The sequence below is a fragment of the Methylophilus sp. 3sh_L genome, from assembly GCF_046766015.1.
Taxonomy (GTDB): Bacteria; Pseudomonadota; Gammaproteobacteria; order Burkholderiales; family Methylophilaceae; genus Methylophilus.
In genome coordinates, this window is record NZ_JBKOUF010000005.1 from 115,972 (window position 1) to 131,592 (window position 15,621).

At 53.5% G+C, this 15,621-nt stretch carries 14 protein-coding genes; 5 read left to right on the top strand and 9 right to left on the bottom strand.

Going from position 1 to position 15,621, the window contains the following annotated elements:
• Nucleotides 1–25 precede the first annotated feature (25 nt).
• The 5 genes from ACIDF8_RS11005 to ACIDF8_RS11025 are packed head-to-tail and all read right to left on the bottom strand — an operon-like array spanning nucleotide 26 to nucleotide 4,182.
• Entirely contained in the window at nucleotides 26–868 is an 843-nt protein-coding gene (locus tag ACIDF8_RS11005) for an alpha/beta hydrolase (protein ID WP_412010660.1), read from the bottom strand.
• Nucleotides 865–1,239 carry an EamA family transporter gene (locus ACIDF8_RS11010; protein WP_412010661.1) on the bottom strand — a complete coding sequence of 125 codons (375 nt, stop codon included), beginning with the start codon at nucleotides 1,237–1,239 and terminating at the stop codon, nucleotides 865–867. The genes ACIDF8_RS11005 and ACIDF8_RS11010 overlap by 4 nt, the downstream gene beginning before the upstream one ends.
• Nucleotides 1,236–2,108 carry an arginase family protein gene (locus ACIDF8_RS11015; RefSeq protein ID WP_412010728.1) on the bottom strand — a complete coding sequence of 291 codons (873 nt, stop codon included), beginning with the start codon at nucleotides 2,106–2,108 and terminating at the stop codon, nucleotides 1,236–1,238. Before ACIDF8_RS11015 ends, ACIDF8_RS11010 begins: the two co-directional genes overlap by 4 nt.
• 10 nt (nucleotides 2,109–2,118) lie before the next feature.
• The gene (locus ACIDF8_RS11020) at nucleotides 2,119–3,492 is read right to left on the bottom strand and encodes an aspartate aminotransferase family protein (protein ID WP_412010662.1); all 1,374 of its coding nucleotides are present in this window, start codon (nucleotides 3,490–3,492) and stop codon (nucleotides 2,119–2,121) included.
• A gap of 15 nt (nucleotides 3,493–3,507) precedes the next feature.
• Entirely contained in the window at nucleotides 3,508–4,182 is a 675-nt protein-coding gene (locus ACIDF8_RS11025; protein WP_412010663.1) for an MtnX-like HAD-IB family phosphatase, read from the bottom strand.
• A gap of 204 nt (nucleotides 4,183–4,386) precedes the next feature.
• On the opposite strand from ACIDF8_RS11025, the gene ACIDF8_RS11030 reads away from it, so the two are divergent.
• Together ACIDF8_RS11030 and ACIDF8_RS11035 are read left to right on the top strand one after the other, a co-directional pair.
• Nucleotides 4,387–5,058, top strand: a complete 672-nt coding sequence (locus ACIDF8_RS11030) for a response regulator transcription factor (protein WP_412010664.1) — start codon at nucleotides 4,387–4,389, stop codon at nucleotides 5,056–5,058.
• Complete coding sequence (locus tag ACIDF8_RS11035; protein ID WP_412010665.1) at nucleotides 5,055–6,479, top strand: sensor histidine kinase; 1,425 nt, start codon at nucleotides 5,055–5,057, stop codon at nucleotides 6,477–6,479. Before ACIDF8_RS11030 ends, ACIDF8_RS11035 begins: the two co-directional genes overlap by 4 nt.
• Before the next feature lie 38 nt (nucleotides 6,480–6,517).
• Here the strand turns inward: ACIDF8_RS11035 and ACIDF8_RS11040 are convergent, their stop codons facing one another.
• Complete coding sequence (locus ACIDF8_RS11040) at nucleotides 6,518–7,048, bottom strand: hypothetical protein (RefSeq protein ID WP_412010666.1); 531 nt, start codon at nucleotides 7,046–7,048, stop codon at nucleotides 6,518–6,520.
• Between the two features lie 269 nt (nucleotides 7,049–7,317).
• Between ACIDF8_RS11040 and ACIDF8_RS11045 the strand changes: the two genes are divergently transcribed.
• From ACIDF8_RS11045 to ACIDF8_RS11055, 3 genes are all read left to right on the top strand, one after another.
• A complete protein-coding gene (locus ACIDF8_RS11045) occupies nucleotides 7,318–7,491 on the top strand; it encodes a DUF1328 domain-containing protein (RefSeq protein WP_412010667.1) in 174 nt (57 codons plus the stop codon).
• Nucleotides 7,492–7,606: 115 nt separating this feature from the next.
• Nucleotides 7,607–9,841, top strand: coding sequence for a RelA/SpoT family protein (locus ACIDF8_RS11050; protein WP_412010668.1), 2,235 nt, complete (start codon nucleotides 7,607–7,609; stop codon nucleotides 9,839–9,841).
• Nucleotides 9,842–9,875: 34 nt separating this feature from the next.
• Entirely contained in the window at nucleotides 9,876–10,247 is a 372-nt protein-coding gene (locus tag ACIDF8_RS11055; protein WP_412010669.1) for a YidH family protein, read from the top strand.
• 45 nt (nucleotides 10,248–10,292) lie between these two features.
• Here ACIDF8_RS11055 and ACIDF8_RS11060 read toward each other — a convergent pair whose 3' ends face one another.
• Genes ACIDF8_RS11060 through ACIDF8_RS11070 form a run of 3 tightly spaced genes read right to left on the bottom strand, consistent with a single transcriptional unit; the run spans nucleotide 10,293 to nucleotide 15,574 of the window.
• Complete coding sequence (locus ACIDF8_RS11060; protein ID WP_412010670.1) at nucleotides 10,293–11,453, bottom strand: efflux RND transporter periplasmic adaptor subunit; 1,161 nt, start codon at nucleotides 11,451–11,453, stop codon at nucleotides 10,293–10,295.
• Nucleotides 11,446–14,640 (bottom strand): efflux RND transporter permease subunit, encoded by a 3,195-nt coding sequence (locus ACIDF8_RS11065; RefSeq protein WP_412010671.1) that lies wholly within the window; start codon nucleotides 14,638–14,640, stop codon nucleotides 11,446–11,448. Before ACIDF8_RS11065 ends, ACIDF8_RS11060 begins: the two co-directional genes overlap by 8 nt.
• Nucleotides 14,633–15,574, bottom strand: coding sequence for a VTT domain-containing protein (locus tag ACIDF8_RS11070; protein WP_412010672.1), 942 nt, complete (start codon nucleotides 15,572–15,574; stop codon nucleotides 14,633–14,635). The genes ACIDF8_RS11065 and ACIDF8_RS11070 overlap by 8 nt, the downstream gene beginning before the upstream one ends.
• Nucleotides 15,575–15,621 lie beyond the last annotated feature (47 nt).

Sequence of the window (15,621 nt, forward strand, 5' to 3'; positions counted from 1 at the left end):
TCCTTACTGATCTCACTGTCCGCGATCAGGCATTCATCACGGATAAACAAAATTCTGCGCTACGTCTGGCGATGTCATCCTTACGCTTGTCCAGTGTCACCACGTGGTAGGTATCGCCGATATAAAAGGTTTCCACATGCTTGCTGGCAATTTCTTTTTCTACCAGATAGGCATTTTTCAGGCTGGCCATGTCATCCTCGGTCGAGTGCACGATCAAGACCGGGCACGTCACTTGCGGCAGCTGCTTGCGCGATGCGCGGATCAATTTGACACTCTGGTAGATGACCGTGGCCGGGGTTTTGAAATAACCGATTTTTTCTGAGGTGCGGGCATCTTTGTTTTCAAGCACGGCCGCCACCATGGCGCGCGTACGCTCACACTTGATGCCGTAAGGTGCGGTTTCTTCCCACTGCATGAAATAACGCAAGGGCGAATACAACACCAAGGGCAACAAAAAACGCTGCTTGAACAAGGGGATATTCCAGCCGTCATACACAAACGTCGCTGACAACAGCACCACGCCAGCCACTTCTTTGCCGTGTTTGGCAGCCACCAGCAAGGCAATCAGCGCACCCATGGACAACCCGGAAACAAACACGCTTTTATAGTGTTTGCGCATCTCCAGAAATACAGTTTCAATCGAGCTAAACCATTCCTGCCAGCTGGTACGCGCCAGCTCTTGTATTGAGGCACAATGGCCAGCCAGGACGGGGCACACCACAGACAAGCCTTTGCGTGCAATTTGCTTGCCATAATGTTTCATTTCTGCAGGCGTACCGGTTAAGCCGTGTACCAGCAAAACGGCGGCATCTTCTGACTGTTGCAGCCAAAAACCGTTTTCGCCTACCATTTGTTGCAATGTGTTCATGTGTTGCTCCCTAACAACCCAACGCCGGCCACGATGAGCAAAGCTCCCAGCCAGCGCTTCTTACCAATCTGTTCATTTAATGCCAATCGTGAAACCAGCATGATCAATACAATGGTGATGCTATACATCGGAAAAGCCTGACTCAGCGAAGAGGCAGACAAATAGGTGATCCAGATCACGTACTCCACCACATACACCAGCAATCCTGCCGTGACATGCCAGCGGGTGAGACTGGCCTTAAGCAACGCCATCGGCGAATCTGCTGCCGATGTTTCTGCCTCTGGTTGCATGGCACCGAGTTTAAACAAAGTGGTTCCCAGTGTATCCAGCAAGACGGCGGCGACAAATAATGCGCCCGTTTGTATCATCATGCTTGCCCCCTGAGCGCATGCAACAAGCGCAGGTTGGCCGCGGCATTGACCTGTGCAGCCGCCTGTAATGCCTCACGTGGATGCACCTTACGGTCTAAATAAGAGGCGATCCACTTAAGCGGTGAGCGGAACCGCACTGGCGAAAAGTCGCCCACCGTATCCGCACCCACCACCTGTTTATGCTGGCTAAGTGCCTGAATCACGGCGGTAACCGTCGCCAGCGGCAGGCTCCCCTGCTCCCAGTTTGTCTTGGCATCTGCCGCTTGTAAGCAATCTTTATCCACACTGATATACACCTGCTCAGTCGCGATCAGCGACAGCACTTCTTGAATGCCTGCCGCCTGGTCTTGCAGCAACTTGCTGTGCAAAAACAGGGGCTGCGGCGTATTCACTTGCACTTTGCGATAAGGCAATAACAGGATTTTTTGCTGCAAAAAACTTTCCACATCACCTTTTTTAAACTGGTCGTGGTCAATATCGCCACTTTCGAGGCCGATGATGATCACGCGCTTGACGTGTGGCAATCGGGCCAGCTGATAGACCCAGGTGCCGCAATGATATTGATGCGGAGGTTCCATCCAGTCGGGGTGGTTGTCGAACAGCACCACCGTCAATGGCGACTCAAAACGCGCAATTAAAGCCAATGAGATATGGTGGTAGTCGCCCGAGCCAATCAGTGAAAACTGCGGCACGCTTGCACGCGGCCGCAGCTGGCTGGCCATGGCAGCAAATGCTTTGGCGGAGGCCCACAAGCGTGTTGCCGTTTCATGCTGGCGCATGGCATGCAGCACCGGCTGGACCCCCTGCGCATTCAGCATGGCCAGCTGTGCCTGGATGCTGCCATCAAAATCGTAAGCGACCACTTCCATCTCAAGCAAGTTACTCTGCGCCGCAACGCTTAAGCAACATTTCAAACAGCTGGATACCCAGGTCGATTTCTTCCTCGGTAATCATCAGCGAAGGCGCCAGCGTGATCACGTTTTTCTCGTAGCCACCGATATCCAGCACCAAGCCATACTGCTTGTCACCAATCATCAAATCGCCTTTCAGGCCTTCGTTAAACATGCGGTCAGCCAAGGCGCGGCTTGCGGTAAAACCGTCGCTCTCGCACAACTCGATTCTGAGCGCCAGGCCCAGGCCGCTGACATCGCCCACGCACTTCCAGCGCGACTTCAACTCATGCAAACGCTTGAGGAAATGCGCACCACGTTGACGTACATGCGGCTCAAAGTCAGATTCTTGCGTCATCTTCAACACTTCGAGCGCCACGGCAGTCCCCAGCGGATTCGAAGCAAAGGTGGAGTGAGTAGAGCCTGGCGGGAATTTTTCCGGCGAGATCAACTCTTCACGCGCCCAGATGCCTGACAGCGGATTCAAACCGTTGGTGATCGCCTTACCAAATACAAAAATATCCGGCACGATGCCAAAGTTTTCCCAAGACCACAATTTACCGGTACGGTAAACGCCCATCTGAATCTCATCAGCCACCAGCAACACATTGCGTTTTTTCAGCGAGGCTTGCAGCTTTTGCATGTAGCCCTCTGGCGGAATAATGTAGCCGCCGGTGCCTTGCATAGGCTCAATATAAAAGGCGCCAAATTCGCACTGTTTGGATTTTTCATCCCAGAATGACTGATATTCGGTATCAAACAGTTTTTCAAATTCTTTATGGCAATAGGTATCGCAAGTCTCTACCTTCATGTCATACGGACAACGGAAGCAGTATGGATACGGCACGAAGTGCGCGCGGTCAGCAAAGTTGCCAAACCGGCGGCGGTAACGGTAGCTGGAAGTAATCGCAGAAGCGCCTAGCGTACGTCCATGGTAGCCGCCCATAAAGGCGAACTGATGGGTTTTACCAGTATGGTTACGCACCACTTTCAAGGAGTCTTCCACCGCCTGCGCGCCACCCACGTTGAAGTGGACACGGCCTTTGACCCCGTATTTGTCTTCCATATAGCGGCAGATAATTTCTGCCAGCTCGACTTTTTCCTTGTGCAGGTATTGGCTGGCCAGCTGTGGCAAGGTATCAATCTGCTGTTTCAAGGCATTGGCAATGCGCTCGTTTTTGTAGCCAAAGTTCACGGCGGAATACCACATTTGCCAATCGAGGTATTTCACCCCTTTTTCATCATACAAAAAGCTGCCATCACAGCCCTCAAACACTTTCGGGGGGTCGGCATAGTTCACCGTGTCACCATGTGAACAGTACTGGTTGTTCTTATCGAGAATTTCTATAATTTTTTGGTCCATAATGAAATCGCCTCACTAGGCAGTTTGGTGGGTAAGGGTGGTTGAAATCTGACATTCCGGCCAGTTTTGCAATTCGGCCACAACGTCGTTAAAGGTTGAAAACGGAATAAAAGGTATCTGGTTTTTTTCGCAGTGCTTGACCAGTGAGCCTTTGGCAAACACGACGTCTGCGCGCTTGGCCAGACAGGCATCTGACTTGCCATCGCCAATCAGCACCACTTTTTCACCAGGATAGGCTCGCTGCGCATTGGCAATCGCACATTTGCAATTGCCATTGCCGCCTGCGCAATCGGGCTGGCGGTTAGGAAACGTCATGCGGATGCCTTTGGGTTCAAAATTCAGACGGTTGGCAAACACCGGCACCTCAGGGAACGCAGAGTGTTGCATGGAAACCTTGATCGCGTGATCCAGGCCATCACTGGCAATCACCACACGCGCAAACTGGCGGGCAAATGCATGAAACTGGCAGAAGCTGCGGTCTAGCTCTATGGTACGGAAGAAACTTTCGAGGGCAATGTGGTCAGCCTCAACTAAGGCCAGCTGGTTGCTCATGCAGGTGACGGCATCAATCTCGCCCGCCAGCCACGATTGCTCATACTGCTGCCAACGGTCATCGGCAAACTTCTCCAGCAAGGCATCAATCGTGTCCGACTTTGAAATGGTGCCATCAAAATCTACAATAAATAACATCACCCTCTCCTCGTTTGTTCAGCGACATCCCGCGTACACCATAAAGCTCGCGGCTGTGCTGCCCTTGAAATATTGATCACGGTGCCATCATGCAATCAAATTCTTACGAAACACTTACAGCGCTTGATAGGCAAATTTGATGTAAGCAAGCTGTAAGTCTGCTTGAGGCAAGCTAGCAGCATTCTTGAAGTTGGACCCAAATCAATGCGTATTCTGCTGGTAGAAGATGATGTGGTACTCGGCGATGCCGTGGTGCAATCGCTGGTCAATGCGACTTACGCAGTTGACTGGTTCAGAAATGGCAAAGATGGCGTGTTGGCGGCACAGTCGCAAACCTATGACCTGGTTTTGCTGGATTTGGGCCTGCCGTTTTTAACCGGTTTTGAAGTCATCCAACGCTTGCGCAGCGGCAAACAATCCGTGCCTATTATTGTATTGACGGCGAATGACAATCCTGACGATATCGTCAACGCCTTTGATATGGGTGCTGACGACTACCTGATCAAACCGTTCCGGTTGCCGGAACTGGCTGCCAGAATCCGCGCGCAAATCCGTCGCGTGAATGCGCATTACTCCTCAAAAATCACCATAGGCCCGTTAGAACTGGATACCAAGGAGCATAGCGTTCACCTGAATGGCGAGAAACTCAACATCTCGCCACGCGAGTTTTCGTTACTGGAGACCCTGGCGAATAAATGCGGCAAGCTGGTGACCAAAGAAGCGCTGATTGAAAGCCTGTGCAACTGGGAACAGGATATCGGCCAGAATGCGATTGAGGTGTATGTGCACCGTTTGCGCAAAAAACTGGGCGATGGCGAGGTGTGTATCTCCAACGTGCGTGGTTTGGGCTATATCATGGAACAAAAAAAGACATGAATAGATTGTTCAAATTGAGCCAGGGCCGCACCCTGCGTAAACAGCTATTCTTGTGGGTGACCATCCCCATGTTTATTTTGGTGCCGTTGGATACCACCATTTTATATAAGGTGGGTAGCCATTTTATTGAGCAATCGTTTGATGAGATGCTGGAAGATATCGCCAATGATGTCGTTGCCATGATCAGCGAATCCGGCAAGAGCCCGGAAAATTTCAGAATGAGTACAGAATCGCAAACGGTGCTGTTTTCTGACAAGGATGACAAAACCTATTTTGCCATTTACGACGCACAAGGCCATTACCTGAGTGGCGATGCTGCCCTGCCCTTTAACATTAAAGACACCTTAAATCACCGTCATTTACGTTATGCCAAAGCACATGGTGAAGTCGTGCGACTACTCACCTTGAGAAGCAAGATTGTCGATCCTTTGAACCAGGCTCACACTTACTCTGTGCTGATTGCAGAGACCGTGAACAAACGGAATGATTTGCGCAGCCGGATTCTGTTCGCCATCATCCTGCCGCAATTGTTACTGTTGCTGGTCTGCAGCGTCATGTTGTTGGCCGGGGTGACCAAAGGTCTCAGGCCACTGCACGAACTCAACGAAGAAATCGCCAAGCGCTCCAGCACGCAATTGGAGCCCGTGATGCTTAACAATGTACCCGAAGAAGCGATGGTATTGATCAACTCGATCAACCTGCTGATGGGTAGACTCAACAATGCCATCCTGGCGCAGAACCAGTTTATTGCCGATGCGGCCCATCAATTGCGCACACCGCTGGCGGGCATACAAGCCCAAGTGGAGCTTGCGCTACGGCAGGACCAGCCGCAGCATCAGCTTCGCATGATCAGCGACAGCGTGACCAAATTGACGCACATCGTCAACCAGCTGTTACGGCTGTCCCACAACCAGCCGGAAGCTGCCAATATTATCGCGCTCAAGCCGGTAAACCTGCTTGCGCTGGCCCAAGATGCCTGTGTCGACGTCATTCATTTTGCGCTGCAAAAAAATATAGATCTTGGCCTGGAGTCTAGCGCTGACGGGCCTTTGCCCGACTTCACCATCAGCGCTGACAAGCAACGCCTTAAAATCCTGCTGGTTAACTTGCTGGATAATGCGGTACGCTATACTCCCGAAGGCGGCAAGGTGACGCTGTCAGTGATTGCGCTGGACAAATGGATAGACGTCAAGGTTGAAGACAATGGCATCGGCATCCCGGAACAGGAGCATGCCATGGTCTTTGAACGCTTCCACCGCGTGCTCAACCATGCACAGGAAGGCAGTGGATTAGGCTTATCTATCGTCAAGGAAATTGTGGCGCTGCACGGTGCCAGCATTACGGTCAGTGCAGGCGCACAAGGCGTGGGGACAGTGATGTCTGTGCGTTTTCAACGGCCAGGCAGCGACGCCTCTGCATAAGACAATCAGGCGCAAGCACCCTTTCCCTGCAGTAAACCTCAGGATTTCATTTTACGTGCCGGACGGCTGGATGCTGCCGGGCGGCCGGGGACTGAATCCAGCGTGGCATATAAATTAATCAGGCTGCGTTGCTGGCCATCCGCACAGAGCTGAAAATGAATCAGGTACTGTTTACCTACCCGGATAAACTGGTGTGCCGCCTGAATTTCTTCTAGCGACAACACGGGGTTTTCGCCGACATTGGTCGCTACATCCAGGGCATTGCCCTGCCAGTCAAACTTGATTTTCTCTGGCGTCATGCCGCTTTCACTGTAAGCCACTGTTTTAATTCTGGCCGTGGTGACCTGTTGCTGGCAATCCGGTGACACTTCATCCATATTCACCAGCGCGATGACCGGTGGTTTAATTGCAGATTTGGCCGTGCGCTTTGCGTCAACCTCATTCATGCCGCGGCTAATGACTTTGGCACTATCACTGGAGGCCAAGGCGCATGAGCCTGGCAAGCACAGTCCAAACAGGCAAGCGATGCCCGCCCACCATGTCGCCCGCTGCTGTGTAATCCCGCGCATGACACCTCCTCTTAAAGTTGTAGAACCCAGCCAGCTGGCATTCAGGTTATGCAGATACCCTGCTGTTACACAACAATATACCCACATTTGCTGGCTTGCCAAGCACTTTTATTGTTGCAAATGTTTCATGCCGGAGATTTATGACGGTTTGTAATCTACCCATCTTACGTCAGCGTTTTCTGACTGCCAGTCACGCCACAGGCTGATAGTGCACATGTCACCCTTTTTTTATCATTAGCATGTATTTAAACTTTTAAGAAAGGTCGAGCATGCTTTATTACGCACTCTTGTTTCTGGTCATTTCATTTATCGCCGGGCTATTAGGGTTTAGAGGCGTTGAGTCGGGCGCGGCCACGATCTCAAAAGTATTTTTCTTTATTTTCCTGTTACTGGCTATCGGCATTGCGCTGGCAACGGTACTTGGCATTAGCTTGATCGCTTAATGACTAGGCGATACCAGCAGCGGTGAGCCCCCATCTGCTGCTGGTGCGCGTCTTGATCTGTCGTCAGGACGCGTTTTATCTTTACGCTGGCTTGGGATCGCGGCGATAATAGGGCATGGTTTCTCGTCACCGCTCTCCCCACACGCCCACTATCCTTGATCCACAGGCACTCAGTTTGTGGATGGAGCCCTTAGCGCAATGCTTTACAGCGGGTGAATTGGCACAAATTCGGCAGGCGGCTGAGCTCGCAGCAGACTGGTATGCGCAACATCATGCCATCAACGGTTATCCCCTATTGCAACATGCTTTAGAAACGGCCGCGATCCTCTCTGACATCAACATGGATGCAGACAGCCTGACTGCCTGCATTCTGTATGCTGTGCCAGATTTTCTTGAGGACTGGTCCGTCCACTTATCCGACCGCTTCAATCCGTCCGTTGTCAGCCTGATAGAGGGCATTTCGCGCATGTCACATATTCATGCCTTGAGTGAACTGGATGGCTTGCATCATGCGGATTCCAAACCAGGCCATAAACAGACTGACCGCGCACAACAGTTGGAAGCACTGCGCAAAATGCTACTGGCCATGGTGCAAGATATCCGGGTCGTGTTGATCAAGCTGGCAGAGCGTACCCAGTTACTTCGGCATTTGTCTGGCGCCAGCCCAGCGCAACAAGTGCAGATTGCGCGCGAAAACCAGAGCATTTTTGCCCCGCTGGCCAACCGTCTCGGCGTGTGGCAACTTAAATGGGAACTCGAAGATTTATCCTTACGTTACCTCGAACCGCAGCTGTATAAAGAAGTCGCCAAAATGCTGGACGAACGGCGGGTGGACCGGGAGCAGTATATTGCAGAGGTGGTGAAGCAGCTGCAGCATGAACTGGCTCAAGCGGGTATCCAGGGTGAAGTCAGCGGCCGGCCCAAACATATCTACAGCATTGTGAAAAAAATGCGCAGCAAACATCTGCAATTTAACCAACTGTATGACGTGCGTGCGGTACGCATCATGGTACAAGATGTCAAGGATTGCTATACCGCACTCGGCCTGGTGCATCACTTATGGCAACCGATCCCAGGCGAGTTTGATGACTATATTGCCCGCCCCAAAAGTAACAACTACCGTTCCCTGCACACAGCGGTGAGCGGGCCGCGTGGCCTTGCACTGGAGGTGCAAATCCGCACCCTTGAAATGCACCAGCATTCTGAGCTGGGCGTGGCCGCGCATTGGCGCTATAAAGAAGGCGGCAAGTCTGATGCAAAATTTGACGAGAAAATTGCCTGGTTGCGCCAGATCCTGTCCTGGAAGGATGAAGTCGCTGAGCACGGTGATTTGCTGGAGCAATTCAACAACGAATTATTGCAAGACAAAGTGTACGTGCTGACTCCACAAGGCAAAGTCATGGACTTGCCCAAAGGCGCCACGCCCATAGACTTTGCTTACGCTTTACATACTGATCTTGGGCATCGCACCCGCGGCGCGAAAATCGACGGACAGATCGTCCCCTTGTATACCAAGCTGGAAAACGGCCAGCGGGTGGAAATCCTGACTGCCAAACATGGCGCACCCAGCCGTGACTGGCTGAACCCTGCCCTCGGCTTTTTGCAAAGTGCCAGTGCACGCGCCAAGGTGCGCCACTGGTTTAAATACCAGCATTTTGAAGAAAACGTCGCCCAGGGCCGGGCTAAATTGGACAAAGAATTACACCGTGCCGGGGCCAGCAGCCTGCCGCTTGAAAAAGTGGCACAAAAGCTGCAATTCCAAAAACTGGAAGATTGCCTGGCAGCGATTGGCCGCGGCGATATCAGCGAACACCAGATTGCCATCACTATTCAGGGAGAATTGAGCCCGGTTGCACAAGACAATCCGCCAGCCACCATCAAGCGCCCCAGCGCCTCGCAGGTGAACCATGCGGGCATTATGATTGAAGGCATAGGCAATGTGCAAACCACCATGGCCAAATGCTGCAAGCCGGTGTCACCAGAACCGATTGTCGCCTACCTGACGCGTCACCACAGCGTGACCATCCACCGCCAGGCCTGCTCGTTTATTACGCGCCTGGACAGTGCACGCCACAACCGCCTGCTCAATGCGCAATGGGGGAATAAACAATCTGGCGTATACGAAGTGGATATCGTGCTGGAAGCCAATGACCGTCAGGGATTATTGCGTGACATCAGCGAGCTGTTTGCGCGTGAAAAAATCAATACCACCAAAGCGAACACCCTTAGCCGCAACCATGTTGCCCTCATGCGCTTTACGGTCGAGCTGGTTGACCTAGACCAGCTAGAGCATTTGCTAGGAAGGTTAAAGCAAGTGCCAGGGGTGATCACGGCCCAGCGACAGACTTAGGCAGCTGGAACAATTTCAGGAGCGTGCGCACATTATGTCTTACCTTGATGATCCTCGCGTTTACTTTGCAGCCGAACGCACTTTACTGGCCTGGCAACGTTCAGCCATTGCCCTGATGGGGCTGGGGTTTGTGATTGAGCGTTTTGGCTTGTTTATACAGCTCATGGCAAAGGGTGCCCCAGTGTCACAATCGCAAACCACCTTGTCGCTGTATATCGGGGTTGGGTTTATCCTGATTGGTGCCTGTACGGCAATCTTTTCTGCCATCCAGTTTCTGCTGTTTTATCAATCACTCAGCACACAGGAAAAACCCCGTGGCCACGTTTACTGGCTGCCACCGGCGGTCAATCTGTTCCTGGCAGTCTCAGCGGCAGCATTAAGCGGCTGGTTAGTATTTACTCGCTAACCTTGGCAAGCAGGGATAGACTGGAGTTGCAGGGTTAAGCAGTCATTATTTTTCGGATGCGACCTTCTTTGCAATATTGACCTGGTCCCCGTCATTGAGGCCATCTGGCGGATTCTCTATCACCATATCCGTGCTTGTCAGGCCGGACTGCACTTCCAGTTTTTTACCCAGGTCACGCGCAATGGTGATTGTTTTCAAAGTCACCTTGCGGTCTTGGCCAACGGTCGCCACCTTGAGGCCATTCTGGTCAAAAATCAGCGCGCTGGCAGGGATGCTCAGGCGCGCAACGGCATCATTGAATAGCAAATTGACATTGGCAAAGCCGCCAGGCAAGAAACGGCCCGCTGCATTATCCACCAGTAGCTGTACCAGCGTTGTCCCAGAAGAGGCGTTGATCGCGCCTGAAGTCGATTGTATCGTGGCCTCGAACGTCTCACCTGCGGCTTCCGGCACGGTAAACCTGGCTTTGTCACCTGTCCGGATCTGGCCGACATAATTTTGTGGCACATTGATATAGAGGCGCAACTGGCGCGTGTTCGAGACTTCAAATAGCGGCAATAGCGTCGCACTGCTACTGCCCGCATTGATCAGCGCGCCAGTGTCGGTATTGCGCGCAGTCACCGAGCCATCAAACGGCGCGACGATGCGGGCAAAACTTTTGAGGGCGAGCAACCGGTTGACATTGGCCTCGGCCGCTTTCACGATCGCCTGCTTGCTTTGCAAGTCTCCCACTTTTTCATCGACGGCCTGGCGCGCAATCGACTGCGTCTTTAGCATTTCCTGCCAGCGCTTGGCCGTAGTTTCTGCCAGGGCAACATTAGCTTGTGCGCTGGCAAGGTCGGCCTGCGCTTGCAATAACTCCTGATCTAAATCTGGCGTTTCAATTTCGGCGAGCAGCTGTCCGCCTTTCACGCGCGTGCCAATGTCGGCTTTCCAGTTTTTTAAATACCCACTGACGCGCGCATAAATCGGTGCGCGCGCGTAGGCCTCAAAGCGCCCGGGCAACATCAGGCTGCCGCCCTGGTCTGCCTGATCGGGCGGATTAATACTCACGGTCGGAATCGCCTGCTGGTCGGTCCAGGCCTTGACGCTGGCCTCATGACTGCTACGGCTGCTGATCCCGGCGATCACAATACCGCTGGCGATCAGGGCCAAGACCAGGCCGGCCAGTTTAAGGCCGCGGCTGGCAGTGGGTGGATTATTCATGACTAGGCTCTCCTGCTTGGCTGCCTTGACCGGCATCGGGATGGTCAGGCGCAGCCTTTTGTTTTTGATGAATCGCGCTAAAGACGACAGGCACAAACAATAAAGTCGCCACAGTCGCAAAAAGTAAACCGCCAATCACGGCCCGGCCCAGTGGCGCATTCTGCTCACCGCCTTCCCCCAGGCCCAACGCCATAGGCGTCATGCCGATAACCATGGCCAACGCGGTCATCAGCACCGGTCTAAAGCGCACAAACCCGGCCTCCAGTGCCGCCGCCGTGGCATCTTGTAACGCAGCCAGCCGCTCTCGGGCAAAGCTGATCACCAGCACACTGTTGGCGGTCGCCACCCCCATACACATGATGGCGCCGGTCAGGGCGGGCACCGACAAAGGCGTGAACGTCACAAACAACATCCAGACGATACCGGCCAGCGCAGCTGGTAAAGCTGAAATAATCACAAAGGGATCGCTCCAGGATTGCAAGTTGACCACAATCAGCAGGTAAATCAACACAATCGCCCCCAACAAACCGAAAAACAGGCCAGTGAATGCACTTTGCATGGTTTGCACCTGGCCCAACATGACCACGCTGGCGGCTTTAGGCACTTGCGCTTGGGTTTCATCCAGGATTTTGCGGATATCGGCCGCCACCGCGCCTAAGTCACGGTCCTGCGTGCTGGCATGAATCTGCACCATGGGCTGGATATCATATTGGCTGATCACGGCATTGCCGACACTGCGTTTAAACGTTGCCAGCCCCCCTAATGTTTGCAGTGCCGCATCCGCACCACCAACCGGCAGGTTAGCCAGCGTGTTGAGGCTATCCAGCTGGTATTGCGGGGTTTGCAGCACAATCGGATACGTCACGCCGTTGGCCGGATTCAACCAATAGGTTGGCGACACTTGCGAGCTACCCGCCAGGTTCACCACCAGGCTGTTAGTCACGTCGCGCGTGCTGATGCCTAACTCTTGTGCACGGGTTTTATCCACGCTAATGTCAAAAGCCGGACGGCGGCGGGATTGCTGGATACGTGCATCCACTACCCCCGGCACCGCGCGGATGCGCGCCAGTAACTGGTTGGCATAGACAAAGTCTTCAGCCAGTTTACCGCCACGGATCTGCAGGTCAATCGGCGCCGGTGAGCCAAAGTTAAGGATCTGGCTGACGATATCCGCCGGTGGAAACGAAAAAGTGGTATCTGGAAACTGCTTGGGCAAGACCTCACGCAAGGTGCGGACATATTCAGCCGTCGGCGCATGCTCCGGCTTAAGCGCAATCTGGATATCGCCATCATGCGCGCCGGTGAGGCCGGTGTTGTTATAAGTCATGTTGATGCTGCTGATCGGCATGCCGATGTTGTCGACGATGGTCAGTATTTCCTCCGGCGGAATCACCTGTTTGATGGCGGCCTGGATGCGGGCAAAACGGTTGGCTGTGTCCTCAATGCGGGTACCGACGGGGACGCGGGCATGCATGAGGATTTGGCCGCTATCCACCGCCGGGAAAAAGTTACGGCCCAGCATGGGCAGCAATAAAAACGATAGCATCACCAGCAACATAAAACCGGCCATAAACAGGCGGCGATGCGCAATCGCCAGCTTGAGCACGCCATGGTAGCCCTGCCTGAGTTGCTCAAAGTGGCGTTCAAACTGCTGCTGGAACCTGACCAGAGGGTTGCGGCTGGCTTGCCCATGTTCACCGGCACCATGGGGTTTGAGCAGGTAGTTGGCCATGGTCGGCACCAGCGTGCGCGACAGGATAAACGAGCTGACCATGGCAAACATGACCGCCTCCGCCATAGGCACGAATAAAAAGCGCGACACGCCTTCTAAAAAAAACATGGGCACAAACACGATGCAAATACACAGCAGCGAGACAAACGCAGGCGTGACAATTTGCGCAGCACCATCGAGGATGGACTGCTCGACCGGCTTGCCTTGCTCAAGATGCCAGTTAATGTTTTCAATAGTCACCGTCGCCTCATCCACTAGCAAACCCACAGCCAGGGCCAGACCACCCAGAGTCATGATATTGAGCGTCTCGCCTATCGCCGACAGCCCCATCACGGCGCCCAAGATAGACAAGGGGATAGAGGTAGCAATGATCAGCGACGAGCGCCAGCTGCCCAGAAACAGCAGAATCATGAGGCTGGTGAGCACGGCCGCCAGTACACCTTCGAACACCACGCCCTCAATCGCCGCACGCACAAACAGGGATTGGTCATTGATCGGCGTCGCCACCAGTGCCTCTGGCAAGGCCGGTTTAATCTCTTCCAGCTTGGCTTTAATGCCGTCAACAATATCCAGCGTCGAGATGGCACCATTTTTGAGGATAGTCATCAGTACCGAGCGGTTGCCATCCACATGCACGATATTGGTTTGTGGTGGACTGCCATCGCGCACCTGGCCAATATCACGCATATAGACCATGGCGCCATTGACCACTTTGACCGGAATATTCGCCAACTCATCAATATTGGTCACGGCATTATTCAGGTTCAGCGTGTATTCGATACTGCCAATTTTCTGCGTGCCGACCGGCACGATCATATTGTGGGCAGCCAGTGCATTGGCGATATCCTGGGCTGACAAGCCACGGGCCTGCAAGGCAGCCGGGTTGAGGTCAATCTGGATCTGGCGGCTTTTGCCGCCATACGGGAACGGCACCCCGGCCCCAGGCACCGTGACCAGCCGGATACGCACGGCATTCAGGCCAAGGTCGGCCAGGTTCTGCTCGGTCAGCCCCTTGCCAGACAAGGCAATTTGCAAGATGGGCACCGTGGAAGCGTTATAGTTAAGAATCAGCGGCGGCGTAGTGCCGTTGGGCATTTGCCGCGTCACTGTTTGCGAAATCGCCGCCACCTGCGCATTGGCGGTGGCGATATTGACGCCCATGTGGAAAAAGATTTTGACGATGGCAAACCCATTGTATGAATTGGCCTCGATATGCTCGATATCGTTGACGGTGGTGGTCAGGCTGCGCTGATACAGCGTACTGATGCGGCCGGCCATGTCGTCCGGTGGCAAGCCATTGTATTGCCAGGCCACCGCCACCACCGGGATGCGGATATCCGGAAAAATATCCACCGGGCTGCGCAAGGCCGACAAGGTGCCAAAAATCAGAATCAGCAACGCCATCACCACAAAGGTGTAGGGCCGTTTGAGTGCAATCCCTACCACATTAAACATGTGCATCCTTTGCAATGGTGATTTCAAAACCGGCATCGCGCCAGGCATCAATGCCGCCACTCAATGGACGGATATTGCGGTAACCGCGGCGGATCAGTTTTTTTGCCACTTTAGCGGCAGTGACTTCATTCGGGCACGAGCAGTACAAAATGACAGGGGCATCTTCATCAATATCCAGCGTCAACTGGTCTGCGTCTTCCAGCGTGACAAACTGGGCGCCCGGAATCCAGCCATCCTCAACCAAGTGGCGCGCACGTGTATCCAGAATCACCGGCGCCGCACCACTGGCTATCAAGCTGTGCAATTCTTCCACACTGATACGCGCCATGCGCAGGCTTTTGAGAAAGCGTTGCCGGTCCCACCATTTGCCGGCAATAAACGCAGTCAACAGCAGTAAAACCAGGCCGGTGCCCCATTTGCCCATTTCCACCAGCGTCAACATCAGTTCATCGATGGCTGAGCTGAACAGATTGCCTAACCACAATGCAGACCCGGCCCACAGCAAAGCACCCAGGCCATCCATCAGGGCGAACAGCCAGTAACGCGTGCCGGAGGAGCCAGCCAACGCACTCGAAATAGAGGCAAAGCCTGGGATAAATTTGCACACCAGTAAGGCGGGCGGGCCAAACTTGAGGTAGAGCGCCTCCGTTTGCCGCACACAGGTGTCGGGCGACAAGGAGATTTTGCACAGTTTGCCCATGACGCGCTTACCGTACTTGCGCCCGGCGCGATACCAGATGGAATCCGCCACCAAGGCAGCGGTCAGGGCCACCAGCAGCATGGCCGCCCAAGAATACTCACCATTGCCGATCAGCACGCCGGCCAGCAACAAGGTTGGATACGCAGGCAAAGGCAAGCCCATCTGCTCCAGGAACACACTGGCAAACACAATCAGCAAGCCATACTGCTGAATCAGTTCAAGCACAATATTCATCAGGTCATTATTTTCTTAAGGGGGAGTCACACACAGACCATCACACA

Bases quoted from the DNA above. Each gene is read 5' to 3' on its own strand.
- ACIDF8_RS11030 (WP_412010664.1), top strand. From the start codon at position 4,387: ATGCGTATTCTGCTGGTAGAAGATGATGTGGTACTCGGCGATGCCGTG.
- ACIDF8_RS11070 (WP_412010672.1), bottom strand. From the start codon at position 15,574: ATGAATATTGTGCTTGAACTGATTCAGCAGTATGGCTTGCTGATTGTG.
- ACIDF8_RS11050 (WP_412010668.1), top strand. From the start codon at position 7,607: ATGGTTTCTCGTCACCGCTCTCCCCACACGCCCACTATCCTTGATCCA.
- ACIDF8_RS11025 (WP_412010663.1), bottom strand. From the start codon at position 4,182: ATGTTATTTATTGTAGATTTTGATGGCACCATTTCAAAGTCGGACACG.
- ACIDF8_RS11045 (WP_412010667.1), top strand. From the start codon at position 7,318: ATGCTTTATTACGCACTCTTGTTTCTGGTCATTTCATTTATCGCCGGG.
- ACIDF8_RS11040 (WP_412010666.1), bottom strand. From the start codon at position 7,048: ATGCGCGGGATTACACAGCAGCGGGCGACATGGTGGGCGGGCATCGCT.
- ACIDF8_RS11005 (WP_412010660.1), bottom strand. From the start codon at position 868: ATGAACACATTGCAACAAATGGTAGGCGAAAACGGTTTTTGGCTGCAA.
- ACIDF8_RS11015 (WP_412010728.1), bottom strand. From the start codon at position 2,108: ATGGAAGTGGTCGCTTACGATTTTGATGGCAGCATCCAGGCACAGCTG.
- ACIDF8_RS11035 (WP_412010665.1), top strand. From the start codon at position 5,055: ATGAATAGATTGTTCAAATTGAGCCAGGGCCGCACCCTGCGTAAACAG.
- ACIDF8_RS11020 (WP_412010662.1), bottom strand. From the start codon at position 3,492: ATGGACCAAAAAATTATAGAAATTCTCGATAAGAACAACCAGTACTGT.
- ACIDF8_RS11055 (WP_412010669.1), top strand. From the start codon at position 9,876: ATGTCTTACCTTGATGATCCTCGCGTTTACTTTGCAGCCGAACGCACT.
- ACIDF8_RS11010 (WP_412010661.1), bottom strand. From the start codon at position 1,239: ATGATGATACAAACGGGCGCATTATTTGTCGCCGCCGTCTTGCTGGAT.
- ACIDF8_RS11065 (WP_412010671.1), bottom strand. From the start codon at position 14,640: ATGTTTAATGTGGTAGGGATTGCACTCAAACGGCCCTACACCTTTGTG.
- ACIDF8_RS11060 (WP_412010670.1), bottom strand. From the start codon at position 11,453: ATGAATAATCCACCCACTGCCAGCCGCGGCCTTAAACTGGCCGGCCTG.